Origin of the sequence: Pseudomonas sp. MPC6, from assembly GCF_006094435.1 — a bacterium.
Lineage (GTDB): Bacteria > Pseudomonadota > Gammaproteobacteria > Pseudomonadales > Pseudomonadaceae > Aquipseudomonas.
On the sequence record NZ_CP034783.1, the window covers coordinates 6,121,993 to 6,147,384 of the forward strand.

Below are 25,392 nucleotides of genomic sequence, written 5' to 3' on the forward strand. Positions count from 1 at the left end.
CCCAGCGGCAACGCCACATGCAGGACATTTTTTTCTATTGTCGTGTACCTTCACATTCGGCCAATCTCGACACTGTATGTGCAGTTTTCAAAAACTCGCCGTTCGCCAATGTTTCACCCACTCTCAAGAGCAAAGGAATGCAGATCATGCAATGGAAGACCGTGGTGTTCGCTGCGTGTTTGCTGCTCATCATCGCCTGCCACGCCAGGCCGTTTCAGCCACCGCCCGCGGAGTCGACCCAGTGGCTAAAAGCCGGTGCCAGCGAGGATGACGCGTTTCAGTCGATGCTGGCGTGCGGGTACATCAATGGCTCTGGCACCGATGCCAAAGCCACAATCGAACAAAGAGTTGAGCGCTTCCAGTGCATGAAACTCGCAGGCTATAGCCGTCGCGACGGTCTGGATCTGTGTACCCAGCCAAGTTTTCACCCGCTGCAGGCTTGCGCGCCTGCCCATTGAAAAGACGAAACGGGTGCCGAGCCTCGTGCGAGCGATGATCAATCAAGTCAGTTAAGTTCGCCCCCTGCCCGCTTGAGCATTTGCTTGCAGCGCTCCGACAAGTGAAACACATGCAGATGTTTGCCCGCCTTGGCGTAGCGCTCACGCAGGGTTTTCAGCGCGGCGATCGCCGAGTAGTCGACAAATCTCAGATGACGACAGTCCAGGGTCACGTGCGCAGGGTCGTTGGCTGGGTCGAACTGATTGAGGAAAGGTGCGGTCGAGGCGAAGAACAGCGTGCCATGCAAGTGATACAGCTTGCTGCCGTCGGCTTCGATATGAGCGTCGGCATAGAGCTCACGAGCCTGTTGCCAGGCGAAGTTCAGCGCGGCAATGATGATCCCGCAGAGCACGGCGGTGGCCAGGTCGGTGAACACCGTAATCACCGTGACGGCGATGATTACCAGCACGTCGTTCAGCGGGACTTTGTTCAGCACTCGCAACGAAGCCCAGGCAAACGTCTGCTGCGCCACCACGAACATCACCCCGACCAGGGCCGCCAGCGGGATGCGCTCGATCAGCGGCGACAGGAACAGGATGAACAATAGAATCAGGACCCCGGCCACTACCCCGGACAGTCGACCACGACCACCGGAGCTGAGGTTGATCACCGTCTGGCCGATCATCGCGCAGCCGCCCATGCCGCCGAACACGCCGGAGACCATGTTGGCCGCGCCCAGCGCCACGCATTCGCGATCCGGAAAACCACGGCTTTCGGTGATCTCGTCGGTGAGGTTCAGGGTCAGCAGGGTTTCCAGCAGGCCGACCAGCGCCATCAAAATCGCGTAGGGGGCGATGATGTGCAGGGTTTGCAGATCCCAGGGGATGTCCGGCAGCGCAAAGGTCGGCAAGCCACCGGCAATGTGCGCCATGTCGCCCAGGGTGCGGGTGGGCAGGCCGAGCAGATACACCGCGAGGCCAACGCCCAGGATCGCCACCAGCGCCGGCGGCACGGCACGGGTCAGGCGCGGCAGCAGGTAGACGATGGCCATCGTCACCGCCACCAGCCCCGCCATCAGGTACAGCGGCGCCCCGCTCAGCCAGGCGTCACCGCTCTTGAAGTGCTCAAGTTGAGCCAGGGCAATGATGATCGCCAGGCCGTTGACGAAGCCGAGCATCACCGGGTGCGGCACCATGCGCACCAGTTTGCCCAGTTTCAGCAGACCGAACGCCAGCATGATCAGCCCACCCAGCAGCACAGTGGCCAGCAGGTACTGCACACCGTGCTGCACCACCAGCGCGACGATCACCACCGCCATCGATCCGGCGGCGCCGGACACCATGCCCGGCCGCCCGCCGAAGAGCGCGGTCAGGGTGCAAATGATGAAGGCGCCGTAAAGCCCCATCAAGGGATTGAGGTGGGCCACCAGGGCGAAGGCGATGCATTCGGGCAGCAAGGCGAAAGAGGTGGTGAGCCCGGCCAGGACATCGGCGCGCAGACGTTTTGGTTTCATGACTTACCCAAAAATTTTGGCCGTAGGGAATGGCCAGCAAAGAGGGTGCGGATGTTACGGAATTGAGGGCAGCCCGGCCAGTTGTTGGGCTGCTGAAAACGCCTTCGCGAGCAAGCCCGCTCCCACAGGGTTATGTGCCGTTCGCCGATTTCGTGAACGACACATTACCGGTGGGAGCGAGCTTGCTCGCGAAGGCAGCGATGCGGTCTAGAGCGAACTCAAACCATCTCGTCCCGAATCCACTCAACCACCGAAGTCCGCTTCGGCGCCCAGCCCAGCAGTTCACGCGCATGCTTGCCGCGAACCCGGCTGTTGGAACCCAGGCCATAGTTGGCCATTTCATAACCCCACTCGGCTTCGGCGTCTTTCAGCGGCCAGTCTTGTGGCGCCCCCAGCTTAAGCGCTTGGGCAATCGCCGTGGTCATGTCGATGAACGACGCCTCACCGCTTTCGACGAAGTAGAAGGTGCCCGGTACGTTGTTGGTCAGCGCCAGCAGATACAGGGCCACCACGTCTTCGATGTGCACGTTGGACCAGATGTTCTGGCCCGGGCCGACATGCCGGACCACACCGCTTTTGCGTGCCTGCTTCAGCAAGCGCGGCAACTGCACGCTGTCACGATTGACGCCCAGGCTGTGACCGTAGATCAGGGTGTTGCAGATAACGGCTGAGTTCACCCCGTCTTTGGCGGCGGCGAGGATCAGGTTATCGATGGCCACGCGAGCCGCCTTGTCGACCGTCGGCTCCGGCAGGCTGTCTTCGTAATAGACGACGTCACTGGATTTACCGCCCGACGCATCGCCGACAATGCTCGACCCGCTGGTATGCAGGAACACTTTGTTGGAACCGCGCAGTGCATCGAGCAAGGCGTCCACTGCGCCGCGATGGTCGCTGCTGGCGGCATTGATCACGGCATCGGCAGCCTTGGCCTGTTTGGCCAGCAGTGCGCTGTCGTCCAGCGTGCCGATCACCGGGGTGATGCCCAGTGCGCTCAGTTCATTGGCTTGTTCGGCGCTGCGCACCAGGCCGGTAACCTTGTGACCTGCCCGGACCAGACCGGTAGCGATGGAGCCGCCGATAAAACCGGCAGCGCCGGTAATGAATACGTTCATGGAGAAACTCCCTGCGTTAATAAGTGATGCAGCCAGTATCGGGGAGCGATGCCTGGGGAAACAGGCGGCACAGCCCAATTCACTCTTGCGCAGGGATCACGAATCAACCCGAGAAGTCCGCTATCGCGTAATCCGCCAATTTGCCCTGGATGAAGTCCAGGAAGCACTGAATGCGCAGGGCCAGTTGCGAGTTACGGTAGTACACCGCATTGATCGGCTGACGATAGCCGCTGTTGAACTCCGCCAGCAGTACCTGCAGGCGCCCCGCGCGGATGTCGTCGATCGTCATGAAATGCGACAGGCTGGCGATGCCCTGCCCTGCCAGTGCCAGGTGCCGGATGGTCTCGCCGCTTGAGGCGCTGATCGCCGCCTGGATCGGCCAGCGATCACCGTGCACATAACGCAGCGGCCACTGGTTGAGGCCTTCGTTCTGGGTAAAGCCCAACAGCGTGTGCCCGGACAAATCCGCCACCTCAACCGGTACGCCGTGTTTTTCCAGGTACGCCGGGCTGGCGACAATGTGCAGCGGGCTGCAGCCCAGGGAGCGGGCGTGCAAGGTCGAGTCGGCCAGCGTGCCGATGCGGATGGCGATGTCGGTGCTTTGCTCGAGCAGGTCGATGATCAAATCGTTGCTGTTGAGTTCGAGCTGGATGTCCGGATAGAGACTGCGGAACTCATCGATATACGGCACGATGGCGTGCAGCATGAACGGTGAGGCCGCGTTGATCCGCAGGCGCCCGGACGGGGTTTGCTGGCGTGAAGTCAGGCGCTCTTCGAGTTCGTCCATCTGATCGAGAATCAGCTTGGCGTGCTCGAAGAAGTACTTGCCCTCCTCGGTCAGGTCCATGCGCCGCGTGGTGCGGTTGATCAGAGTGGTATCGAGCTTGGCTTCCAGCCTGGACAAGGTGCGGCTGACTGCTGAAGGCGTTTGCCCGACCTGCTCGGCCGCAGCCGAAATCGACCCGCATTCAATCACGCAGACGAAAATCTGCAATTCATCGGATCTGGCTTTCACGGGTGTCCTCTCACAAATAGGCGTGGCTTGAATCGCCAAGATCGCAGCCTTCGGCAGCGCCTACAAGGATTGCTCCTCCCCGAATCTGGGGAGTACGCCATCTGTAGGAGCTGCCGCAGGCTGCGATCTTTCCCGCCGTTGCGACGGATACTAGCCGGAAAAATTCAGGCAGGCAGGCCAAACACCTCGGTCAAATGCTGCGCGTAACGCGCCACGTCGGCTTCGATATTGGGGCGCTTCATCACGTCAACACTCAGGAACGTCGGCAAGCCAGTCATGCCGAGGAATTCGTTGGCCTTGTGAAACGGGAAGTACACCGCGTCCACGCCCTTGGCTTCGAAGAAGTCGGTGGGGTCGTCGAATGCTTGCTGCGGCGCGTTCCAGGTCAGCGACAGCATGTATTGCTTCCCCTGTAACAGACCGCCGCTGCCGTACTTCTGCGAGGCATCGGAACGGGTACGCCCGTCGCTGGCATAGAGGCTGCCGTGACCTTCGGTGAAGACTTCATCGATGTACTTTTTGACAGTCCACGGTGCGCCCATCCACCAGCCCGGCATCTGATAAATGATCACGTCGGCCCAGAGGAATTTGGCGACTTCTTCGGCGACGTCGTAACCCTCGTCGATGAAGGTGGCTTTCACGTCCACGCCGCCGCGATCCAGCACACTCAGCGCGGCGTCATGCAGGGTGGCGTTGTAGCGGCCATCGGAGTGGGCGAACTTTTTGCCGCCATTGAGCAACAGGACTTTTTTCATCAAAGGTCTCGGAAGGTTGGAATTCGATGGCGGCAGAGTATCGATCTGCCTCGCGTGGAATAAGCGCTGAATTCACAAAAATCATTTGACCCATACGCAAGAATCGACAGGCGATTGTTGCCATAAACTAGTGCCGATTCTTAACTGGAGGACATTCCTGATGAGTGACATGCAAGGCTTCATCCTGCACGCCAAGACCCGCCCGGAAAAATCAGACGCCTTTGAAGCGTTTTTCAGCGCGCATGTGCAAGCGAGTCGCAACGAGCCCGGCTGCATCGAATACCACATGCTGCGCGACAAACAGGACCCGACGCTGTTTATCTTTTATGAGATCTGGCAATCCCAGGCTCACTTGGATGTGCACTCGAACCTGCCGCACATGAAACAGTTCCTCGAGCAGCGCGATGAGTACCTGGAACGGGACTTCGAGATTCGCGCCATCGACATGCTCAGCCCGTCGTCCGCTACCCGCTGATCAGCAAGTGGCCACCGAGTACGCCGAGGCCGATGAAGAACACTCGCTTGAACAGCACGGCGCTGATCCGCTGGCGCAGCCATTGCCCCAGCAACATGCCAAGCACCGCCGGGATCAGCGCCAGCAACGACGCACTCAACTCGCCACCGCCCAGGGCGCCGCGCCATGCCAGGCCGGCGGCCAGGGCCAGGGTCGAGACGGTGAATGACAGGCCCAGCGCCTGCACCAGTTCATCCTTGTTCAAACCCAGCGCTTGCAGATACGGTACCGCCGGAATCACGAAGACCCCGGTGGCCGACGTGATCACACCCGTCACCAGGCCGCAAAGCGGAGCGAGCCAGCGCTCGCTGCTACCGCTGACGCGCAAGGGCGGCAGGCACAGACCGCTCAATGCGTACAGCAACAACGCCGCCCCCAGTCCTCGCACCACCCAGTGCCCCCCCGTCATGCCGATCCACACCGTGCCGGCAGCGGTGCCGATGAATATCGCCAGCAGCATCGGCCACAACCGTTTGACCAACCCCGATAAATGCCCGCCGAAGGCCAATTGCCAGACGTTGGTGAGGGTCGCGGGGATGATCAACAATGCGGCAGCCTGCGATGGCGCCATAGCCAGGCCGAGCAGGCCCATGGCGATGGTGGGCAGGCCAAGGCCGATCACGCCTTTGATCATGCCGGCCAGGAGGAAGGTGGCGATGACCATTAAAGAAAGGGTCAGGCCGAGGTTTTGGTAGAAGGTTGCGAGCGTATTCATGGGCTTATCCTGGGCCTGAATGGGCTGCTTGGAAATCTGTCATATACTGAGACTGCCTCTTGATTTGGCAGAGGCTGAAGTTTTTGCTGCGGCTATTGACGCCCTCGCTGGCAAGCCAGCTCCTACAGGTTTTTTGTCGTTCACCCATTTCGCGACCGGCACAATATCTGTAGGAGCTGGCTTGCCAGCGAAGGCGCCCCACCCAGACAACAATCATCCAGAGGCCGTACCCATGCACTTCGACTTCACCGACCTGCGCCTCTACCTCAATATCCTCGACACCGGCAACATCACCGCCGGCGCTGCCCGCAGTCATCTGTCCCTGGCCGCAGCCAGCGCACGCATCCGCGCCATGGAATCCTCTCTCGGCATCGATTTCCTGGAACGCGGTCGACGCGGTGTCACCCCCACACCCGTCGGCAAAGCGCTCGCGCAACACGCTCGCGTCTTGCTGCAACAGGCCGAACGCATGCAGCAGGATCTGGCCGACTACGCCCAAGGCGTCAAAGGCCAGGTACGGCTGTTGTGCAACACCACGGCGATCACCGAGTACCTGCCAGAGTTGCTCGCGGACTTCCTGCGCGAGCACCCCAACCTCGATATCGACCTGCAAGAACTGCCCAGCACCCGCATCACCCACGCCTTGCGCGAGGGCGCGGCAGACCTCGGAATCGTGTCCGACGCCGTAGACATCGACGACCTGCAGACCCGCCCGTTTCGTGACGATCCGCTGGTGCTGATCATGCCGCGCGATCATCCCTTGGCAGACGCCGGCTCAGTCAGCTTCAGCGACACCTTGCACCACGACTACGTCGGTCTGAACGCCAACAGCGCCATGGCCGTCTACCTTGAAGAACAGGCACTGCACGCAGGCGTGCGCCTGCAGATCCGCATTCGCGCCGATGGTTTCGACGGGGTGATGCGCATGGTCGCCCGGGGAGCGGGGCTGGCGATCGTGCCTCTCGCTGCAGTCGAACGCAGGGCCAGTGAAACATCCTTCAAGCACCTGGCCCTGCAAGAACCCTGGGCCCAGCGCAAGCTCATGCTCTGCGCCCGGGACTTCGCGGTGTTGCCCGGTTACGCCAAGGCCTTGCTGCACGCCTTGACTCTCCCCTGAGGGGCAGACGCTGCGTGAAGGCTATCAACCGGTTCAACCACTGGAAACGGACTTGGGCCAGGCCCAGGCAGACATCCTGTGGCCCCGGATCGATTGTCCGCTGGAAAGTCTTTGAGGGTATGGCGCGTTTCTGGACAGTTCGATGTCGACCCCAGACAACTGACCGGCGAACCGACGCTATAGGGTGCGTGTTCAGTTCTCGAACGCTACTTCTTATCGCTCAAGGCCCGGAGTCCACATGACCGCATCCATTACCGTTCTTCGCGACACCCACCCGCTACCGATGCTCGACGCCTGCAAATGGGAAAAACTCGAAGGCGACCCGCACACCGTCAACCTCAATGCCTACACCAGCGAAGACGGCAGCAAGATCATGGGCACCTGGATCTGCACGCCGGGCAAGTGGTACGTGGAATACGTGAAGTGGGAATACTGCGATTTCCGCGAGGGGTACTGCATTATCACCCCAGAAGGAAAGGAGCCGATCCATCTGCGCGCCGGTGATATTTTCGTCATCGAGCCGGGCATGAAAGGCACATGGGAAGTGGTGGAGACCGTGCGCAAGTACTTCGTGTTTGCCTGATATAAAAAACCGGGAGATCACCCGACGTGATCTCCCGGTAAATGTCGATAAGTACATGCAGTCTCTGTAGGAGCCGGCTTGCTGGCGATGGCGTTGGATCAGTCACCATTGATGTTGAATGTGCCGGCCCCATCGCCAGCAAGCCGGCTCCTACAGTGGTTTGCGATAGCTGTTGATGATCGCCGAGAAGTCCTTGCCACCCTCCCCACGCTGACTCATCGCCTGATACAACTGCTGCGCCACCGCGCCCAGCACCACCGGCTGGTGAGCCTGGCGTGCCGCTTCCGTGGCCAGTCCCAGGTCCTTGAGCATCAGTTCGGCACCGAAACCGCCGGTGTAGCCGCGCGATGCCGGCGCCGTTTCAACGATGCCCGGGTACGGGTTGTACATTTCCGAGCTCCAGCAGCGTCCGGTGGAACTGTTGATGACACCCGCCAGCACCGTGCTGTCGATCCCCAGGGCCTCGCCCAGCGCCATGGCTTCGCTGACGCCGACCATGGAAATCCCCAGCAGCAGGTTGTTGCAGATCTTGGCGATTTGCCCGGTGCCGACTTCGCCGCAACGGACGATGTTACGGCCCATCTGCGCCAGCACCGGTTGCAGGGTGGCGAACAATTCAGGCGTGGCACCGACCATGAACGTCAGGGTCCCGGCGGCCGCACCGCCGGTACCGCCGGAAACCGGCGCATCGGCCATGGCCACGCCTTGTTTGGCGGCGGCCGCGGCCACGTCACGGACGGTCTGCGGATCGATGGTGCTGCAATCCACGGCCGGCACGCCCTTGGCGATACCCGCCAGCACGCCGTCTTCGCCCAGCCAGACGCTGCGCACATGCACCGCGGCTGGCAGCATGGTGATCACCAGTTCGGCGTCTTGCGCCGCTTCACGCGCCGAAGCGCTGATGCTGCCGCCCAGTTGCTCCAGCTCCGCCAGTACGGTTGTGTTCAGGTCGACCAACCGCAGCGAATGGCCGGCCTTGATCAGGTTGCGCGCCATCGGCGCACCCATGTTGCCGAGACCGATAAAAGCGATTTTCATGTCCGGCTCCTTAACGCAAGTTGATGGTGGTGTTCACACCGTCGTTGACGCTGTCGTCATCGAACCAGCGACTGGTGACAGTCTTGGTCTGAGTGTAGAACTGCACCACTTGCTTGCCATACGGGCCGAGGTCGCCGAGTTTGGAACCGCGTGAACCGGTGAAGCTGAAGAACGGCACCGGCACCGGAATCGGGATGTTGATGCCGACCTGGCCGACGTCGATTTCGGTCTGGAATTTACGCGCCGCCGCACCGCTCTGGGTGAACAAGCCCGTGCCGTTGCCGAACGGGTTGGCATTGACCAGCGCGATGGCCTCATCGAGGGTGTCGACTTCCAGCACTACCAGCACCGGGCCGAAGATTTCCTGGGTGTAGATCTGCATCTCGGGCGTCACGCCGGAGAACAGGGTCGGGCCGACAAAGTTGCCCTTCTCGAAGCCTGGAACGCTAACGTCGCGACCGTCCAGTTCAAGCTTGGCGCCTTCCTTGATGCCGCTCTCGATCAGATCCAGAATCCGTGCCTTGGCTTTTTTGGAGATCACCGGCCCCACATCGGTGCCCGGCTCGCTGCCGGCATTCACCTTGAGTTTCTGTGCCAGTGCCTTCAGGTCCGGCAGCCATTGCCTTGCCGCGCCCACCAGCACCACCACGGACGTGGCCATGCAACGTTGACCGGCGGCACCGAAACCGGCACCCACCAGCGCATTGAGTGCCTGGACGCGGTTGGCATCCGGCAGCACCACGGCGTGGTTTTTCGCGCCCATCATCGATTGCACGCGCTTGCCGTGTTTGCCGGCCAGGTCATAGACGTGGGTACCGACTGCAGTCGAACCGACGAAGGACACCGCCTTGATGTCCTTGTGAGTGCAGAGCGCATCCACCACATCCTTGCCGCCGTGTACGACGTTGAGCACGCCCGCCGGCACGCCGGCTTCGATCGCCAGCTCCACCAGCAGCATGGTCGACATCGGGTCCTGTTCGGACGGCTTGAGCACGAAGGTGTTGCCGCAAGCGATGGCCATCGGGAACATCCACAGCGGAATCATCGCCGGGAAGTTGAACGGGGTGATGCCGGCGCACACGCCGATCGGCTGGCGCAGGGTGTAGGTATCGACGCCGCCGGCGACGTTCTCGGCGAATTCGCCCATTTGCAGGCTGCCGATGGAGCAGGCATGTTCGACCACTTCCAGGCCGCGGAAGATATCGCCTTCAGCGTCGGCGATGGTTTTGCCCTGTTCGTTGCTGAGCACCACGGCGATGCGCTTGGAGTGCTCGCGAATCAGCGCCTGGAGCTTGAGCATGATGCGCATCCGCGCGCCGATCGGCGTCAGCTTCCAGGTCTGGAAGGCGCGGTGGGCGGCGCTGATCGCGGCGTCCACTTCCTGCGCGGTGGCGAACGGAACCTTGGCCAGCACTTGCTGGGTGGCCGGGTTGATGATGTCGTGCCATTCGGTGGTCTGGGACTCGACCCACTCGCCGTCGATCAACAGCTTGACCTTTTGAACGGTAGTGTCGTTTGGCGTGAGCGATGCGTTCATGCTGGTCTCCTGGACATTGTTGTTATCTAGAGAAGTATCGGAGAAGCCAAGGCGAAACAGCCGCCTTGCGATTAGACGTGTGTCGCGAATTGGTTGTCGGACTGTTTTTGGAGTATAGATGTGCAAACTTCTAATAAGAACGCACATAAAAGCCGGTCCATCATGCAAAAAAACATCACGTCCTTAGGTTCGCTGAACTGGGATGACCTCAAGTTTTTTCTCGAAGTCGCCCGCACCCGCAAGGCCAGCACCGCGGCCAAGCGCCTGGCGGTGGACTACACCACCGTGTCGCGGCGCATCAGCTCGCTGGAAGCGGCGCTGGGCACCTTGCTGTTCGAGAAGTCCCGGACCAGCGGATTCGTCCTGACCGCCGAAGGTCAGCGGCTGCTCGGTTACGCCGAGTCGATCGAAAGCACCCTGCACATGGCCTGCGAGCAGGTCTCGGGGTCTGGCGTGGCGTTATCCGGCCATGTGCGCATGGGCTGCACCGAAGGTTTCGGCAGTTTTTTCATCACCCCGCAGCTGAGCCATTTCGTCGACGCTTACCCGGCGATCTCGGTCGACATCCTGCCGCTGCCGCACTTCATCAGCCTGTCCAAGCGCGAGGCCGACATCGTGATCGCCCTGGAGCGACCGGAGCATGGCCCATACGTCTGCTGCAAACTCTGCGACTACCGATTGCAGCTCTACGCGACCCAGGACTATCTGGACAAGCACCCACCGATCCGCCGCCCGGCAGATCTGGGTAAACATTCATTCATCAGTTATGTCGACGACCTGGCGTTCAGCTCGGAGCTGTTGTACCTGGCCAACGTGCTGCCGGGCGCCAGCGCCAACCTGCGCAGCACCAGCGTGATCGCGCAATTCGTCGCGGCGCAGCAAGGACGGTCGCTGGCGATTCTGCCGTGCTTCCTGGCAGCGCAGGACCCACGGCTGCTGCCGGTGTTGCCGGCAGAAATCAACATCACCCGACAGTTCTGGATGTACTGCCGGGAGGACCTGCGCAAGCTCAAGCGGATCACCCTGTTGTGGGATTACATCCGCCAAGTTACAGAGCAGAATCAGGACCTGTTGATGGGGGAAACTCGGGAGATGTTGTTCGCCGACTGACAGATCTTCAAGGAATCAGGTACCGGCATCGCAACGAGGCCCGCAGGCCTTTGCCAACGGTTTGTGTCAGGGATTGCTACGCGACTTGTAATACTTCGAAGCCGACTTTTAGAGGCGAGCAGGGACGTGGAAAGCCTCCCAACCGGGCATCCTTCGCCCCCCTGCAACTGACAAGGAATACAGGGAATATTCAGTATGGCTTTTGGGATTTGTCCTACAGCCAACGCTTGAGCTTCCCCGTAAGGTCGATGCTGCCCAGCTACAGGCTGGAGTTCCCCAAGGACGAACAAGGACGCAGAATGGCCCGTGACAAGGACCTACCTCAGGTTTGGCAATCTTATAGTGGCGGTGGTGGTTCAGGAATTGGCGGGCGTTACCTGCGCGACATGACAGGGTCCGAGATCGCCGCGCGTGAATCCCAACAAAAACCCTATGCCGACATGCTGGCCAGACAACAGGCGTATGAAGATCGTTACATCAAGAAACCCCAAAGCGAGGATGCCAAGCCCGACATAAAGGGTTGCGTGTTTGCCAAGAGCTGCAACCTTCCTGACGGTGTAATCAACCATAAGAACCCATCCGGGTTTGTGCCTGTAGAGACACTTGCCGACTACGGACTGTGGGCTGTGCTTGGAACCGGGGCAGCTATTACCTCCCAAGGCACCCCACTGCAACTGGTGGGCGGGTCTGCTACTGGCAGTGCAATTGCTCAACGTCTTGGCGGGTCGCTATCACTGGGCCTGCTGAAAGGATCAGGCGTTGTTGCTGCTGGCGCTGCATTGGGCACTGTTGCATTGCTGATCCCGAACACCAGCATTTCACCTGACAGCGCCTTCTACAAGAATGATCAGTACGCCACCCTTGATGCTGGCCGCACTCGTGTTCGTGTCAACGTGAAGACTTTGCCGGATGGCTCCGTTAACGCTTACGGCTTCTACACTGGTGGCAAAACTGACTGGGAAGACGTTCCGGTCATCAAGGCAGAGAAAGACGGCGAAAACTACGTTGCTGATATTGGCAACGGCATTGGCCTCACTTGGACGCCAGCGGCAAGTCCAGACGGTGTTATGGGTATTCCTGCACTTGAGGGTGCCCCACAGTTGCCACCTATCTGGGTGTATCCTCCAACCGAACAGGCCAATAAGATACTGGTCAATCCGGTTCATCCGCCAGATTACCAAGACGCAATTATCACGTTTCCTAACACCGGCATTCAGCCGATTTACATCTCACTGAGCGTATCAGGTGACCATAGTTATCACCCCGCTCCCACTGACGGGCTGGCAGCATTTCCCGACGCAGTAAGCACGAGAAGCAAAAGCTCTGTTCAAGGCGGCGGTAAAAAACGCGCTCGCTGGAAGGACAGTAAGGGCCGTATTTACGAATGGGACAGCCAGCACGGAGCCGTTGAAATGTACGACAAGCAGGGCAAGCACTTGGGGGAGTTCGACGCGGAAACAGGCGAGCAAACCAAGGCAGCAAAACCCGGAAGAACTACCCCTAAATAGAGAAAAAAACCATGCATTTATGGATCAGCGGATTTTTGGACGAAGATAACGAAGACGACTCGTTGAAGTACTCTCTAACCGTTCTGCCTGAGTTTGAACAAGCGGTAATGGATATTCTCGGATGGCAAAGTCTTGCTGCTGAATGTGATGGTGAGCTTCTTCTAACGACTGAGCAAGTCCGGCAAATTTCAACAGTAATAAATGAGCAATTGCCAACTGAATTAGATCTTTTTATCGGTGTGCGAGGCTGAAACTTTTCGATTGCCAGTCCTCTCGTGCGAACAGGAAAAGCACCAAAGGCATGCGACAGGGATAGAGCAGGGAAACGGGGGATCATTCGAACTGCATCATGCTGACGAAGTAGCCAAGGGCGGAAAAGTATACGATGTCGATAACTTGAACGTCGCACCCCCTAAACACCACATCGATATTCACAGAAACAGATGACACAGAACAATGAAAACCGATATCACCGACTTCACAGAAGATGAATTCATCAGTTTCACGAAGGAACTGTTAGCCGAAAACAAGGCGGAAACTGATGATGTGCTTGATGTCCTTCTGGAACAATTCTGTGAGATTACTGGTCACCCAGACGGCACCGACCTCATCTACTATCCAGAGGATGGGGCAAGCGGATCAGCAGAAGACGTTACGCGTGTAGTGAGGGAATGGCGTACTGCTCAAGGCCTGCCGGGATTCAAGGAGGATTGATTTCCAGCTCCTGAGAGAAGGTGTGACGACAAGGGCACAGCTATCGAAGTAGGATCGAAATATCCCCGAGGAGAGGCTGCCCTGTAATCATTGGGTTAGACCTCACTTCCTTGCAGTTCTGGATGTACTGCCGCGAGGACCTGCGCAAGCTCAAGCGGATCACCCTGTTGTGGGATTACATCCGCCAAGTTACAGAGCAGAATCAGGACCTGTTGATGGGGGAAACATCGGGAGATGTTGTTCGCCGATTAGTCGGCGATCATCACGATCGACACCCGGCGATTCTCGGTGCGGCCAGCGGTCGTGTCATTGGAGGCAACCGGCTCAGTGCTGCCGAGCCCCTGAAGCTTGATGTTCTCTTCCTTCATCCCGACCGCAGCACGTTGCCGACGCTTTTCGCCCGGCGCAGGGACAACTGCTGGTTGTAAGTCTCTTTGCCCGATGCATCGGTGTGGCCGTCGACCCGCACCCGCTCAATACCGACACCCAGCAGCGCCTTGCCGATCCGTTGGACGATCTCGGTGCTTTGCGCATTCAGGCTTTCAACGTCGCTGCCGAACAGCACTTTGCCGGACAGGCCAAACACCCAGCCTTCGTCGGTCAACTCGAAACCTTGTTGCTTGAGTACGGCGATCTGCGCCGGGGTCAGGCCTTTTTGTGGCGCAGTCTGGCAACCGGTCAACGCCAATAAGCCCATGAACAGAATGAGCGTGAAAAATCGCAGGGAACGCTGAGGGATTGAGAACACAGAAATTAGCTCCTGGTTTGAATATGGACGTCAGGGTGCTCCGACCCGGCCGTGTGCTGTGCGCCTCGGGACAGGCGCTTGGCTTGGTACATCGCCGCATCGGCGGCGTTGAGCAGGGCACCCGGTGTGGCGCCATGATCGGGATAGACGCAATGCCGATACTGAGTGAGGTCAACACCGAGGTATTGCCTGGCAACGAAATGGGCGCCGCCATGCTGGCAATGATCTTGTCGGCAATGCGCTCGGCGTCTTCGGTCTTGTGCAACGGCGTCAGCAGGACAGCAAACTCATCGCCGCCCAGACACGCCACCAGATCCTCTTCGCGCAACTGCGCACGCACCCGCGTGGCCACCGCCACCAGCACCGCATCGCCAGCGGCATGGCCGAAGTTGTCGTTGAACACCACTGCGGCTTCGACGGTGTAGTTGATCGAGCGCGCAATCAGGTGCAGGTTGTGGTCGGCATAGACCCGCAACGCCAGAACCCCGAGCAACGTCAGCGAGACGCTGGCCATGGCCACGCCGACCAGCGCGACGATCAAATGACCGCGACCGATGACCGAACGCAAGGTTGGGCGCGTATCCGATTTGAATAGTTTCATGGTGCCGCCGGCTTGCGGCGCGATAGTTGCAACACGCTGGGGTGAATCCGCACACCGCTGCGGGCTACGGAGTCGAGGTTGACCTCGAAGGACACCTGATCGTCGCTGCCCCACAGACAGAAAAGGCTGCCGACGGTGCATTGATCGCTGCCTTCGCTGATGCTCAGCACCGGGCGACCGATCAACGAGGTGAACAAGCGATTGCGCTCATCGGCGGTCAACTTGCCGATATAGACGGCATCGTACTCACTGGCAATTGCCGGATTATCGGCCAGCAGTCTGGTTACGGTGACAGGTCGACCGGTGGCCTGGGTCGAGCCCTTGACCAGATCGTCGGTGTATTAGGTCGGGCCGACCACACACAGTCGCAACTGCGCAGGCTCCACGGGCCAGCGGGCATAACTGAGAATTCCGAGCACCACTTGGGTGACCGCTTTGGCACGCTGATCGGCCATGCTGACGGCCGTTTCAGGCTGAGCGGACGCGACGCCAGTTAGCAAACAGAGTAGACCGACAAGCAATACGCGCTTGCAGCCTATAACGCACTCTGTCGCTCGGACAGCCACCTTCATGCAGGATTCTCTTCGATCTTAACGGAATGATGCCGCAACGATAGCACAGCACCGAAACACCAGCGAGGCCGCGGAACAGGGCACTTCGGACAGATATCCGTCGTCAACCGATTGGCATTCTAAGGGCTAGACTTATCACCCGCCTCCAACTCCAGCATCAACCCGCTCAAACGCTTCACTTTGCGTTGTACGGCCTCCTCGAACACGCCGGCACGCGGCTCGATCAGCGTGAACCAGTCCTTGGCCCGGGTGATCCCGGTGTAGATCAGTTCTTTGGTCAGTACTGGGTTCAGGGCATCAGGCAGAATCAACGCTGTGTGGGCAAATTCCGAGCCCTGGGATTTATGCACGGTCATTGCGTACACCGTCTCGACATCATTGAGCCGGCTCGGCAAAACAAAGCGCACGCCGCCCTGTCCGTCATTGCGCGGGAACGCCACACGCAGCACGTGCTTCCCGGCGTCGGGACCATCACGTTCCGGCAACTTGAGCGCGATACCGATATCGCCGTTCATCAGGCCCAGGCCATAGTCGTTACGGGTCATCAACACCGGGCGGCCTTCGTACCATTGGTGGTCACTGTCAATCAGCCGCGCCTTGAGCAGTGCGGCGGTGACCCGTTGATTCAAGCCCTCCACGCCCCAGGGGCCTTTGCGCACGGCGCACAACAACTGGAACGCGTCGAAGGCTTGCAACACGCTGCGTGCCCAATCGACCCAGGATTGATCATGCAGGGGTCGGTCGAGCGCTGGCCTCTGGCTGCGCAGCAAGGTCAGGTAATGCCGATAACCTTGCGGCCCGTCGCCATGCCCCTCCAGCAGCAGGCGTTCCAGCGCCCGGTCCTGCTCGCCCTTGAGCGACAGGCAAAACACGTCGTCGTGACTTCGCGCCGCCAAGAGCTTGCGCGCTTGTTCGGGGTGCTGCTGGTTGACCCAGCGCGCCAGTTGTCCAATGCCGCTGCCCTCGCCGAACCGTCGCGAGTGGCGCAGCATCACCACTTGCTGGGCGAGTGGATGAGTCCCATGGATGTCTTCGTGCAAACCGCTGGCGTCCAGATTTTCACCACTGACCGACTCCAGCCACTGCCGGGTCTGCGGGCTGTACCAACCGGCCTCGGCATCGCGGCACAGGTCGCCGAGCACGGCGCCAGCCTCCACTGAAGCCAACTGGTCCTTGTCACCCAGCAGCACCAGGCGGGCATGGGCCGGCATGGCGTCGAGCAGGTTGGCCATCATTTCCAGGTCGATCATCGAGGCTTCGTCCACCACCAGCACATCCAGCGGCAGGCGATTGCCCGCGTGATGCCGGAAATGGCGGGTCCCGGGACGGCTGCCGAGCAGGCGGTGCACGGTGGTGACGTCCGACGGGATCTTTTCCCGTACCGCTTCGGCGACTTCCAGGGTGCGGACCTGGGCACTGATGGACTCCGTCAGCCGCGCCGCGGCTTTGCCGGTGGGGGCGGCGAGACGGATGCGCAAGGGTTTGCCTGCCTCCACCGCTGGCGCCTGGAGCAGCGCCAACAAGCGCACGACGGTCGTGGTTTTGCCGGTGCCCGGGCCACCGGTGACAATGCTGAAAGCGCTGCGGGTCGCCAGGGCGCAGGCGAGTTTCTGCCAGTCGATCACTTCACCGGGCCGGGCCGGACCGAACAGGCCGTTCAGGCGTTGGGATAAATCATCGGGGGTTGTTTCGTGCTCCGCCAAGCGCTGGCGCAGCGAGTGATCGATTCGCCGTTCGTAAGCCCAGTAGCGACGCAGGTACAGGCGCTTGCCGGACAATACCAAAGGCCGCTGTTGCGCCGCCTCACGGCCATCGACTGCCAACGCGACCAGATTGCTGGCCGCCAGCACCTTGCACCAATGAGCGCCGTCCAGCGCCTCGAGCAATTGCGACGGCAACAGCATCGCATCACTTTGCAGATCCCCTTCGGGCGGCAACGACAGGGCGAAGTCCGGCTCTTTGAGGGTCTCGAACAGATCCAGGCAGACATGCCCGTGGCCGAGCTGGTGACTGGTCAATGCCGCGGCCAGCAGCACCAGCGGATCATCATCGGGTGCGAGCTCATGCAGAAAGGCGACGAAGGCCTTGTCCAGCGCCCGCAACCAGCCGCGTTCGACCCAGCGCGTGAGCAACAGCAACAGGTCATCGGCGCGACTCAACGGGGCCAGGTCCGCCAGGCTGTCGGCGGCCAATGGCGTGGGCAGCAAATCGGCGAAGGTGCGACTCATAGCAGTTCTCCCTGTTCCCAGGCCGGTTCTGCCTTGGGCTCTGGCTTGCCCTGGAACATCCGGTCCAGGCGCTCGATCAGTGCTTTTGGCGGACGGGCGAAGTACACGCCCTGGCTGGGTGCGCGCGTTCCCCGCAGGAACAGGTACAACGCACCGCCGACATGCCGGTCGTAATCGTAATCGGCAAGCCGCACCTTGAGCTGACGATGCAGGGCCAGCAGGTACAGCACGTATTGCAGGTCGTAACGGTTGTCGAGGATCGACTGCTCCATGGCCTGCTCGGTGTAGGCCATGTCATCGACACCCAACCAGTTGGATTTGTAGTCGGCGACGTAGTAACGGCCGTCGTGCTCGAATGTCAGGTCGATGAAGCCCTTGAACATGCCGTTGAGCAACACCGGTTCGGCCGCCACCCGCGCCACACCGTTGTGGGTGTATTGGCGCACGAGCTCATCGAGCTTGAGCACATCGACCTTGTGGCTGGCGAACCAGAATTCCATCTCGACCCGGTATTGGCTCAGTTGGCCGAAAATCACCGGCGTCTGTCCGGCGCCGATGTGCAGCGGGGATTTGAGCAGATGCTGCAGCCAGTCGCTCAAGGCGCTGATCCAGCCTTCCCAGCCGCGACGGTTGCAGCGCCGGGCGATGGCGTCTTCCACCGCTTGCGGTGTGGCGGCAAAACCTTCATCACCGGCCCATTCCAGCAAGCCATGGAGAAACGTACCGGGGCCCGGGCCACGGGGGAATCGATGGATGTCCGCGCCACCGGCCACCACGTCTCGCGGTGCTTGCGGGTCGAGGCGTTCGTCGTCGAAGAGATTTTGCGCTTGCGGACTTTCGGGTGCTTCGTCACTGCCTGCGCTCAGGCGCTCGCCAATACGCAAGGCACTGTAAGAGGCGATCCACCAGTTTTCACTGGCCTTGCGCTTGGGGATCCGTGCAGCGAGCAGTGCCGCTTCGTTGTGTGGCGGATGGTAATGCCCGGCGCTCGCTTCCGGCATTTCACCGTAGCTCAGTGCCGGGCAGTCCTGCTGCAGGTCTTGCAGCCAACGCGTCAACCCGGCCGACTCGGTCAATGGCGCACCGCCCCCCAGCAGATAACCCAACGCCGACAGGTGCAGCACCGAACTGTGGTTATTGCCGCGCTTGAGGTCGGTCACCCCGAGCCAGCAGGCATGTTGCGCCCGGGTCAGGGCCACATAGAGCAACCGCAGATCTTCTGCCAGACGCTCGTCGTCGGCCAGGGCAATCAACTCGGCCGTCGGTTTCAGAGTCACCTGGGCCTTGCCGCTGGCGTCGTGGTAATGCAGCGGCAGACGGCTGCCATCCACCGGCTTCGCCGAGCAAATGAACGGCAGGAACACCAAGGGGTACTCAAGCCCCTTGGACTTGTGAATGGTCACGACCTTGACCAGTTGTTCATCGCTCTCCAGGCGCAGGATCTGCTCTTCACCGGCCTGACCGGACAACGCCAGGTGCTCGGACAAATGCCGGATCAGCGCCTGCTCGCCATCGAGTTCGGCAGCCGCCTGTTGCAGCAACTCGGACAGGTGCAGCAGGTTGGTCAACACGCGCTCGCCATCGCTGCGCGCGATCAATGCCTGGGGCAAGCGGAAGTCATGCAGCAAGCGCCGCAGCATGGGCAATACACCCTGCTTGCGCCACAGCTCGCGATAACTGCGGAACTGCATGACCCGGGCTTCCCAGGCCAGTTCGTCCTGATTCAACCGTTCCAGTTCGGCCAGCGACAGGTTCAGCGTGATGCACGCCAGCGCCGCCCGCAGTGGACGCTCGACATCCGGCTCGGCGCACGCCTTGAGCCAGGTCAACACGTCGTGGGCTTCCTGGGCGGCGAACACCGAGTCCTTGTCCGACAGGTAAACGCTGCGCACGCCCCGGGCCGAGAGTTCGGCGCGCACGGCCTGGGCTTCCTTGCCGTCGCGCACCAGGATCGCGATATCCGCCGGCAACAGGCCGCGAAAGTCTTTGCCGTCCTGGATGAAGCCGGCACGACCTTGTTGCCCGCCGTTGAGCAACGCCGTGATTTCACTGGCGCACGCGGCGGCCAGTTGTTGCCGGTACACCGCACCGGAAAGTGGCTGTTCGGCAGACAGGTGCCAGACATTCAGGGCGGGGACAGCCCGGCCGTCAATGTGCAGCGCCTCTTTGCGGCCCTGGGACTCGACGGGCAGGAACGGTACCGGGTTCTCGCCGTTGTTTTCACGAAACAGGAAAGCGCCCCGCCCGGACTCGCGCGACTCGGCACGCTCGAACACGTGGTTGACCGCATTGACCATGCCATGACTGGAGCGGAAGTTGGTGCCCAGGGTATGCAGGCGGCCCGCAGTGGCCTGGCGGGCGCGCAGGTAGGTATAGATGTCGGCACCGCGGAAGGCATAGATCGCTTGCTTCGGGTCGCCGATCAGGAACAGGCCGCTTTCAGGGTTGTTGTCTTCGATGCGATAGATGCTTTCGAAGATCCGGTATTGCACCGGGTCGGTGTCCTGGAATTCGTCGATCAACGCCACCGGAAACTGTTCGCGGATCAAGGTGGCCAGGCGCTCGCCGCCTTCGGCTTGCAAGGCGGCATCGAGGCGCAGCAGCATGTCATCGAAGCCCATCTCGGCGCGTCGGCGTTTCTCTTCCTCGAACCGTGTACCCACCCATTGGGCGGCATGTTGCAGGACCGCCGCATCGGGCGTCGGCAATCCATCGAGGCTGAGCTTCAGGCCAGGCATCGCCTCCAGTCCGGGATGACGGGGCGCCTCACCTTTCCAGGCTTCAGCCATGCCATCGGGCGTCAGGCGTGTGAAACCGGTGCCGATATCCAGTTGCTCGAGGGATTCGTCTTCGGCCCAGGCTTTTATTTTTTCGAACCAGGGCTCGAAGTAACGCGCCTGCATCTTGCGCCCGTCGACGCTCTTGCTCGACACGCCCTGATGACACAGGGCAAGCAACTCGTCCGCCCATTGGCGCCAGGGCATCTTGAGTTCGAGCAAGGCGGCCCGGCGTTCCAACAGGCATTGGGCGATCAGTTCGGCGGGCGCCGGACCCGCGACATTGTCACGCTCGCTGGCAAACAGCCCGCGCACTCGCGGCAACAAGGCCGCCGGGCCGCCCCAGTTGCTGCGAACCCAGTTCAGCGCATCGCCTTGCATCGGGTAGCAGAACATTCGCCAGTAATCGCGCAGGACCTCGCCCAGCAAATCGCTGTGATCGGTTTCCAGGGTCTGGGTAAACAGGCTGCCACTGTCGAACGCGTGCTCGCGCAACATGCGCTGGCACCAACTGTGGATGGTCGAGACGGCGGCTTCGTCCATCCATTGGGCGGCGATATCCAGGCGGTTGGCGCAGCCGGACCACTGCTCGGGCAGGTATTGATCACGCAGCTCGGCGATCAGCGCATCCGGCGCCGGGGTTTCCTCGCGGAAGAACCGGGCAGCCTCGGCCAGACGCGTGCGAATCCGTTCACGCAGTTCTTTGGTGGCCGCATCGGTGAAGGTCACGACCAGGATGTGCGGAGGCAACAGCTCACGTCCGAACCCGCTCGGCTCCCCGCCGTGGCCCAGGACCAGGCGCAGATAGAGCGCGGAAATAGTGAAGGTCTTGCCGGTCCCGGCGCTGGCTTCGATCAGTTGGCTGCCACGCAGCGGGAAGGCCAGGGCCAGCGATGTTTTCGTGGTCATGGGCGCGCTTCCTCGCTGGTCAGTGAACGCCAGGGCGCTTCAAGCAGTGGCCGATACAAGGCGTCGCACCAATCGGGGAATGTCTCGTCGGCCATCAGCACGTCGTAGTCGGCGAACTGACGACCCAGTGCCGGGCTTTCACGGCGCTCGCCATCCGTGGTCAGGCCATCGCCTTCATAGGCCTTGCGTGCAGCGGCCTGGGCTTTGACCGGATCGGTCTGACCCAGCCAGGCAAAAGCCGTTTTTACCGCAATCGGCAGCGGTTGGCGCATACCGGTTTGCCAGGCCAGCAGCAGGTTGCCCAGAATCCGCGAAGCGGCACCCTGCTCCATCGGCGCGAGCAGCAGGCTGTCGTCGCTGGCCACCAACGCCGTGGTCAGCGCCATGCCACTGGCGCAAGCCACCAGGTGGTTGACCCATGGCCGCGTCAGGCGATGCCATTTGCGCGACTTGATCGAACCGATGCTGTTGGGGATCGTCGTGACCGACAGCAAACCACCGTCGGCACGCTGATGCAGGCCGCTGAGCCAACCTTCCAGGCGCAGGCCTTGCAGCTCCAGACTCACCGGCAGCGCGCTGGTGAGCGGTGTCGGCCATAACGCCAGCAGTTGCCGGTAACGCTGCAGCAGATCCGGCAAGGGCTCGATCAATTCTCGCTGCAGGCATTCGCCAAACCCGGCCATGGGCAGCAACCCGCTGTGCTGCAGACGCCTGGCCTGCGCCTCCAGCGCCTGATCGGTGTGCTCCGGTTGGCCCAGCGCCGCTTCGAGCAGCCTGTCGCTGAGGCTGTAGCGTTGCAGCGCGTCGAGGACAAAGGGTTCTTCATCGGCCAGGGGTACGTCCGCCGCTTCGAAGAACACCTTCAGGCGCTGACTAAAGAAATGTCGTACCGGATTGCGCAGGAAATCCTGCAATTGACCGAGGCTCAGCGGCTCTTCCTGAAGGTAGGCATCGAGGACTTCGACCTCAGTCCCGGGCTCGCTGGCTTGATGGAGCACCTGCCATTCGCTGGCATAGCTGAACAGGTCATCGCCTTCGTGGAAATAACGGGCGCTAAAGGGTTGCAACGGGTGTTCCTGAGTCATCGCTTCCAGCAGGTCTGCGTCTGCTGCGTGCAATCGCCAGCCGCTGGCCAGATGGTCGCGCAGCTGGCCGATCAGCACCGATGCGGGTCGCTCGCTGTTGTCCCGGATGCTGCGGCCGACCCAGCTGATATACAGTTGGTCACGTGCCGACAGCAGGGCCTCCAGCAGCAGGTAGCGGTCGTCTTCGCGCCGGGAGCGATCGCCGGGGCGGTAATCGCTGCCCATCAGGTCGAAGTCCAGCGGCGGTTGCGCCCGCGGATAATCGCCGTCATTCATGCCCAGCAGGCAGACCAGCTTGAACGGGATCGCACGCATGGGCATCAAGGTGCAGAAGTTGACCGCACCGGCCAGGAATCGCTGGGACAAGCGACCTTGATCCAGCCCGGCCAGCCAGGCTTCACGGACGACGGTCAGGGGCAACTCGTCGCGCAAACCGACTGATTCACAGGTCTCGAGCCAGGTTTCACGCAACGCTTCGAGCTGGGACAGCAAGTAATCGTCATGCTCGTTGCTCGCCAGGAAGAACAACTGCACCAGCGCCTGCAAGCGCATGCCCCACTGCTTGGGGGGAGCAGGCCGGGAGAGTTCCTGGTGGGCGATCTCCAGCGCATCCAGCAGCGCGACCAGCGGACCGATGAGCGTGGCATCCAGACCGCCGATCTCATCGTAGGGCTCAATGCCCTCGCAGGCACCGGCGCTGCCCACGGCATAACCGAGCAGCATCCGACGCAGGCCGAAACGCCAACTGTTCTGCTCCAGCTCCGCCGGCAGACCGAGACCCGCACGCTGCTCGGCGTTCATGCCCCAGCGAATGCCGGCGCCTTCGATCCAGCGGTGCAGGGTGGGCAGGTCACGCTCCTCCACCGCGAAACGTGCGCGCAGTGCCGGAACGTCCAGCAAGTCGAGGATTTCGCTGACCGGGAAACGACTGTCAGGCAGTTTGAGCAGATGCTCGACAGCGATCAGTAGGGGATCACGGCCACGTTGCCCCTGGTCTGCCAGCGTGAAGGGAATGAAGCGCGGATCCTGGCGCTCGAGCTGGCCAAACACCGCACGAATGTGCGGTGCGTAGCTGTCGATATCCGGGACCATTACGATCACGTCGCGCGGCCGCAACTGCGGGTCGGCACTGAAGCGCGCGAGCAATTGATCGTGGAGGATTTCCACTTCGCGCTGAGCGCTGTGGGCAATGTGAAAACGGATCGATTCGTCCTTCGCCAGATCGATCGCAGGCCAGCGCTCGCGAGTCTCGTTCAGGGGACGTAATTCAAGAATGTCGTCCTGCAGTTGGTTGAGCATGTTCTGCGGTTGGCTGTCGCTGAACAGGTCAATGCGCCCATCGCGAAATGCCGAGCGATAGCTGTTGGGATCATCGTAGCTGTCGAGCAGGTTGATGTAGTCCCGCCCCTGCTTGCCCCATGCCGCCAGTAGCGGGTGGGCATGTTGATGCAGGGTTTGCGGATCGAGCACCACCGGCATGCCGTGCTTGCGCGCCTGCCGCTTGTATTGATGCCGCAACAGGTCTTTATCGGCGACGATGTCTGCCCAATGGTGACGACAGGGGTTATGCACGCACAGCAGAACCTGGCTGAAACGAGACAGTCCGGCCAGGGCTTCAAGGGCTTGCGCCGGCAGCGAGGAAATCCCGAAAACGATCACCCGGGAAGGCAATCCGTCGGGCGCCACTTCGAGCTTGTTGATGCGTTCGATGAACCGCTGATGGACACCGGCACGGCTTTGCGCCATGCCTTGTTCCCCCACATCCAGCAACAGTGCACGCCACAATTCTGCCTGCCAGCAGTTGGCCGGGGTCAGGGGTGTGGTCTCGCCTCTGCCGTTGCGTAATTGATGGCGGCCTTCGGCCCAGTCTTCGAGCCAGTCGGCCCGGTATACCTGGTATTGGTCGAACAGATCCGCCAGGCGCTCGGCCAACTGGTAGCGCTTGCGTAAATCGCTGTCATTGGCCAGGAAGCGCTGCAGGGGCTCAAAATGCGGTTGATTGATCAATTGCGGAAGCAGGCGCATCAGGCGCCAGGTCAGCGGCGCTTTGTCGAGCAGGGATTTGACCGGGATTTCGTCACGGCCAAGGACCATGCGATAGAGCTGCCACATGAAGCTGCCCGGCAACTGCACGTCGATGGCGGCGGCGATGCCACAGCCTCCCATGTCGTCATCTTCCGGGTCTTCGGCCAATGCCAGCTTCAGCCATTGGGCGATGCCGTTGCTCTGGACCAGGGCGATTTCATTTTCCAGCGGCGCCAGCGGGTAGCGCCGCATCCAGCTGACCACCAGGCTGCGCAATTCGTCCAGGCGGTTGCCGTGAACCACCATAAAACCAGCACTGAGGGACGTCGCGTCCGGCATAAAGGCTTCCTTGGGGAAAGCAAAATCGAGAAATGGACTTTAGCATTGAAGGCGACGTGAGTAGGAGCGAGCTTGCTCGCGAAAAACTTCAGGACACCGCGGGGTGTCAGGAGGCCAGCGTCATCGTTGGCGACCTTCGCGAGCAAGCTCGCTCCTACATGTACATGGAGGTCGTCGGGGGGTTGCATTTCGGTCGCGGCGGATTTTCGGCGGACAAAAACAAAACCCCTACCTGCATACGCAGATAGGGGTTTCGGAATTTAATCTTGACGATGACCTACTCTCACATGGGGAAACCCCACACTACCATCGGCGATGCATCGTTTCACTGCTGAGTTCGGGATGGGATCAGGTGGTTCCAATGCTCTATGGTCGTCAAGAAATTCGGGTACTGAGTCGTAGCCAGTCGGCTTCGCTTCAGCAAATCGGGTATGTGATA

Annotated in this window: 19 protein-coding genes, 1 rRNA gene and 5 pseudogenes; 11 read left to right on the plus strand and 14 right to left on the minus strand. The window is 60.9% G+C overall.

Going from position 1 to position 25,392, the window contains the following annotated elements; all coding sequences use genetic code 11:
* Positions 1 to 17: 17 nt before the first annotated feature.
* Complete coding sequence (locus tag ELQ88_RS30545) at positions 18 to 458, plus strand: hypothetical protein (RefSeq protein ID WP_178084669.1); 441 nt, start codon at positions 18 to 20, stop codon at positions 456 to 458.
* 47 nt (positions 459 to 505) lie between these two features.
* On the opposite strand, the gene ELQ88_RS30550 is transcribed toward ELQ88_RS30545, so the two are convergent.
* From ELQ88_RS30550 to ELQ88_RS30565, 4 genes are all read right to left on the minus strand, one after another.
* Positions 506 to 1,951: a SulP family inorganic anion transporter gene (locus ELQ88_RS30550; RefSeq protein WP_138969183.1), complete on the minus strand. Its 1,446-nt coding sequence runs from the start codon at positions 1,949 to 1,951 to the stop codon at positions 506 to 508.
* A 218-nt stretch (positions 1,952 to 2,169) separates the two neighbouring features.
* Positions 2,170 to 3,063 (minus strand): NAD-dependent epimerase/dehydratase family protein, encoded by an 894-nt coding sequence (locus tag ELQ88_RS30555; RefSeq protein WP_128871158.1) that lies wholly within the window; start codon positions 3,061 to 3,063, stop codon positions 2,170 to 2,172.
* Between the two features lie 103 nt (positions 3,064 to 3,166).
* On the minus strand, positions 3,167 to 4,078 hold the full coding sequence (locus ELQ88_RS30560; protein WP_128871159.1) for a LysR family transcriptional regulator: 912 nt from the start codon (positions 4,076 to 4,078) through the stop codon (positions 3,167 to 3,169).
* Positions 4,079 to 4,242: 164 nt separating this feature from the next.
* A complete protein-coding gene (locus ELQ88_RS30565) occupies positions 4,243 to 4,833 on the minus strand; it encodes an NAD(P)H-dependent oxidoreductase (protein ID WP_138969184.1) in 591 nt (196 codons plus the stop codon).
* A 160-nt stretch (positions 4,834 to 4,993) separates the two neighbouring features.
* Between ELQ88_RS30565 and ELQ88_RS30570 the strand changes: the two genes are divergently transcribed.
* Positions 4,994 to 5,308, plus strand: a complete 315-nt coding sequence (locus ELQ88_RS30570) for a putative quinol monooxygenase (RefSeq protein WP_138969185.1) — start codon at positions 4,994 to 4,996, stop codon at positions 5,306 to 5,308.
* Here the strand turns inward: ELQ88_RS30570 and ELQ88_RS30575 are convergent.
* Positions 5,298 to 6,062, minus strand: coding sequence for a sulfite exporter TauE/SafE family protein (locus ELQ88_RS30575; RefSeq protein ID WP_138969186.1), 765 nt, complete (start codon positions 6,060 to 6,062; stop codon positions 5,298 to 5,300). The two genes, ELQ88_RS30570 and ELQ88_RS30575, sit on opposite strands and share 11 nt — an antisense overlap.
* A 232-nt stretch (positions 6,063 to 6,294) precedes the next feature.
* Between ELQ88_RS30575 and ELQ88_RS30580 the strand changes: the two genes are divergently transcribed.
* The 3 genes and pseudogenes from ELQ88_RS30580 (at position 6,295) to ELQ88_RS30590 (ending at position 7,762) form a co-directional block, all read left to right on the plus strand.
* Positions 6,295 to 7,179, plus strand: a complete 885-nt coding sequence (locus ELQ88_RS30580; protein ID WP_128871163.1) for a LysR substrate-binding domain-containing protein — start codon at positions 6,295 to 6,297, stop codon at positions 7,177 to 7,179.
* A gap of 10 nt (positions 7,180 to 7,189) precedes the next feature.
* A pseudogene (locus tag ELQ88_RS35085) lies at positions 7,190 to 7,261 on the plus strand (flavodoxin family protein); the annotation flags it as partial.
* A 156-nt stretch (positions 7,262 to 7,417) separates the two neighbouring features.
* On the plus strand, positions 7,418 to 7,762 hold the full coding sequence (locus ELQ88_RS30590) for a cupin domain-containing protein (RefSeq protein WP_138969187.1): 345 nt from the start codon (positions 7,418 to 7,420) through the stop codon (positions 7,760 to 7,762).
* A 150-nt stretch (positions 7,763 to 7,912) separates the two neighbouring features.
* On the opposite strand, the gene mmsB is transcribed toward ELQ88_RS30590, so the two are convergent.
* Complete coding sequence (gene mmsB, locus ELQ88_RS30595) at positions 7,913 to 8,800, minus strand: 3-hydroxyisobutyrate dehydrogenase (protein WP_138969188.1); 888 nt, start codon at positions 8,798 to 8,800, stop codon at positions 7,913 to 7,915.
* 10 nt (positions 8,801 to 8,810) lie between these two features.
* Positions 8,811 to 10,337, minus strand: coding sequence for a CoA-acylating methylmalonate-semialdehyde dehydrogenase (locus ELQ88_RS30600; protein ID WP_128871167.1), 1,527 nt, complete (start codon positions 10,335 to 10,337; stop codon positions 8,811 to 8,813).
* 162 nt (positions 10,338 to 10,499) lie between these two features.
* On the opposite strand from ELQ88_RS30600, the gene ELQ88_RS30605 reads away from it, so the two are divergent.
* The 6 genes and pseudogenes from ELQ88_RS30605 to ELQ88_RS30630 form a co-directional block, all read left to right on the plus strand.
* Positions 10,500 to 11,447 carry a LysR family transcriptional regulator gene (locus tag ELQ88_RS30605; protein WP_138969189.1) on the plus strand — a complete coding sequence of 316 codons (948 nt, stop codon included), beginning with the start codon at positions 10,500 to 10,502 and terminating at the stop codon, positions 11,445 to 11,447.
* Between the two features lie 299 nt (positions 11,448 to 11,746).
* The gene (locus ELQ88_RS30610) at positions 11,747 to 12,955 is read left to right on the plus strand and encodes a colicin E3/pyocin S6 family cytotoxin (protein ID WP_224791010.1); all 1,209 of its coding nucleotides are present in this window, start codon (positions 11,747 to 11,749) and stop codon (positions 12,953 to 12,955) included.
* A gap of 11 nt (positions 12,956 to 12,966) precedes the next feature.
* Positions 12,967 to 13,206, plus strand: a complete 240-nt coding sequence (locus tag ELQ88_RS30615) for a pyocin S6 family toxin immunity protein (protein WP_138969190.1) — start codon at positions 12,967 to 12,969, stop codon at positions 13,204 to 13,206.
* Positions 13,193 to 13,402 (plus strand): hypothetical protein, encoded by a 210-nt coding sequence (locus tag ELQ88_RS35090; RefSeq protein ID WP_346342810.1) that lies wholly within the window; start codon positions 13,193 to 13,195, stop codon positions 13,400 to 13,402. Before ELQ88_RS30615 ends, ELQ88_RS35090 begins: the two co-directional genes overlap by 14 nt.
* 9 nt (positions 13,403 to 13,411) lie before the next feature.
* Positions 13,412 to 13,669, plus strand: coding sequence for a bacteriocin immunity protein (locus ELQ88_RS30625; protein WP_138969191.1), 258 nt, complete (start codon positions 13,412 to 13,414; stop codon positions 13,667 to 13,669).
* A 107-nt stretch (positions 13,670 to 13,776) separates the two neighbouring features.
* A pseudogene (locus ELQ88_RS30630) lies at positions 13,777 to 13,921 on the plus strand (LysR family transcriptional regulator); the annotation flags it as partial.
* Here the strand turns inward: ELQ88_RS30630 and ELQ88_RS30635 are convergent.
* The 7 genes and pseudogenes from ELQ88_RS30635 to rrf form a co-directional block, all read right to left on the minus strand.
* Positions 13,918 to 14,366, minus strand: a pseudogene (locus tag ELQ88_RS30635) (OmpA family protein). The pseudogenes ELQ88_RS30630 and ELQ88_RS30635 sit on opposite strands and share 4 nt — an antisense overlap.
* 56 nt (positions 14,367 to 14,422) lie before the next feature.
* Positions 14,423 to 15,018: pseudogene (locus ELQ88_RS30640) on the minus strand (diguanylate cyclase).
* Positions 15,015 to 15,590: pseudogene (locus ELQ88_RS30645) on the minus strand (YfiR family protein). Before ELQ88_RS30645 ends, ELQ88_RS30640 begins: the two co-directional pseudogenes overlap by 4 nt.
* Before the next feature lie 119 nt (positions 15,591 to 15,709).
* Positions 15,710 to 17,818: an exodeoxyribonuclease V subunit alpha gene (gene recD, locus ELQ88_RS30650; protein ID WP_138969192.1), complete on the minus strand. Its 2,109-nt coding sequence runs from the start codon at positions 17,816 to 17,818 to the stop codon at positions 15,710 to 15,712.
* Positions 17,815 to 21,504, minus strand: coding sequence for an exodeoxyribonuclease V subunit beta (recB, locus tag ELQ88_RS30655; protein ID WP_138969193.1), 3,690 nt, complete (start codon positions 21,502 to 21,504; stop codon positions 17,815 to 17,817). Before recB ends, recD begins: the two co-directional genes overlap by 4 nt.
* Positions 21,501 to 24,953 carry an exodeoxyribonuclease V subunit gamma gene (gene recC, locus ELQ88_RS30660; protein WP_138969194.1) on the minus strand — a complete coding sequence of 1,151 codons (3,453 nt, stop codon included), beginning with the start codon at positions 24,951 to 24,953 and terminating at the stop codon, positions 21,501 to 21,503. Before recC ends, recB begins: the two co-directional genes overlap by 4 nt.
* A gap of 264 nt (positions 24,954 to 25,217) precedes the next feature.
* Positions 25,218 to 25,333: ribosomal RNA gene (gene rrf / locus ELQ88_RS30665) — 5S ribosomal RNA — on the minus strand.
* Positions 25,334 to 25,392: the final 59 nt, after the last annotated feature.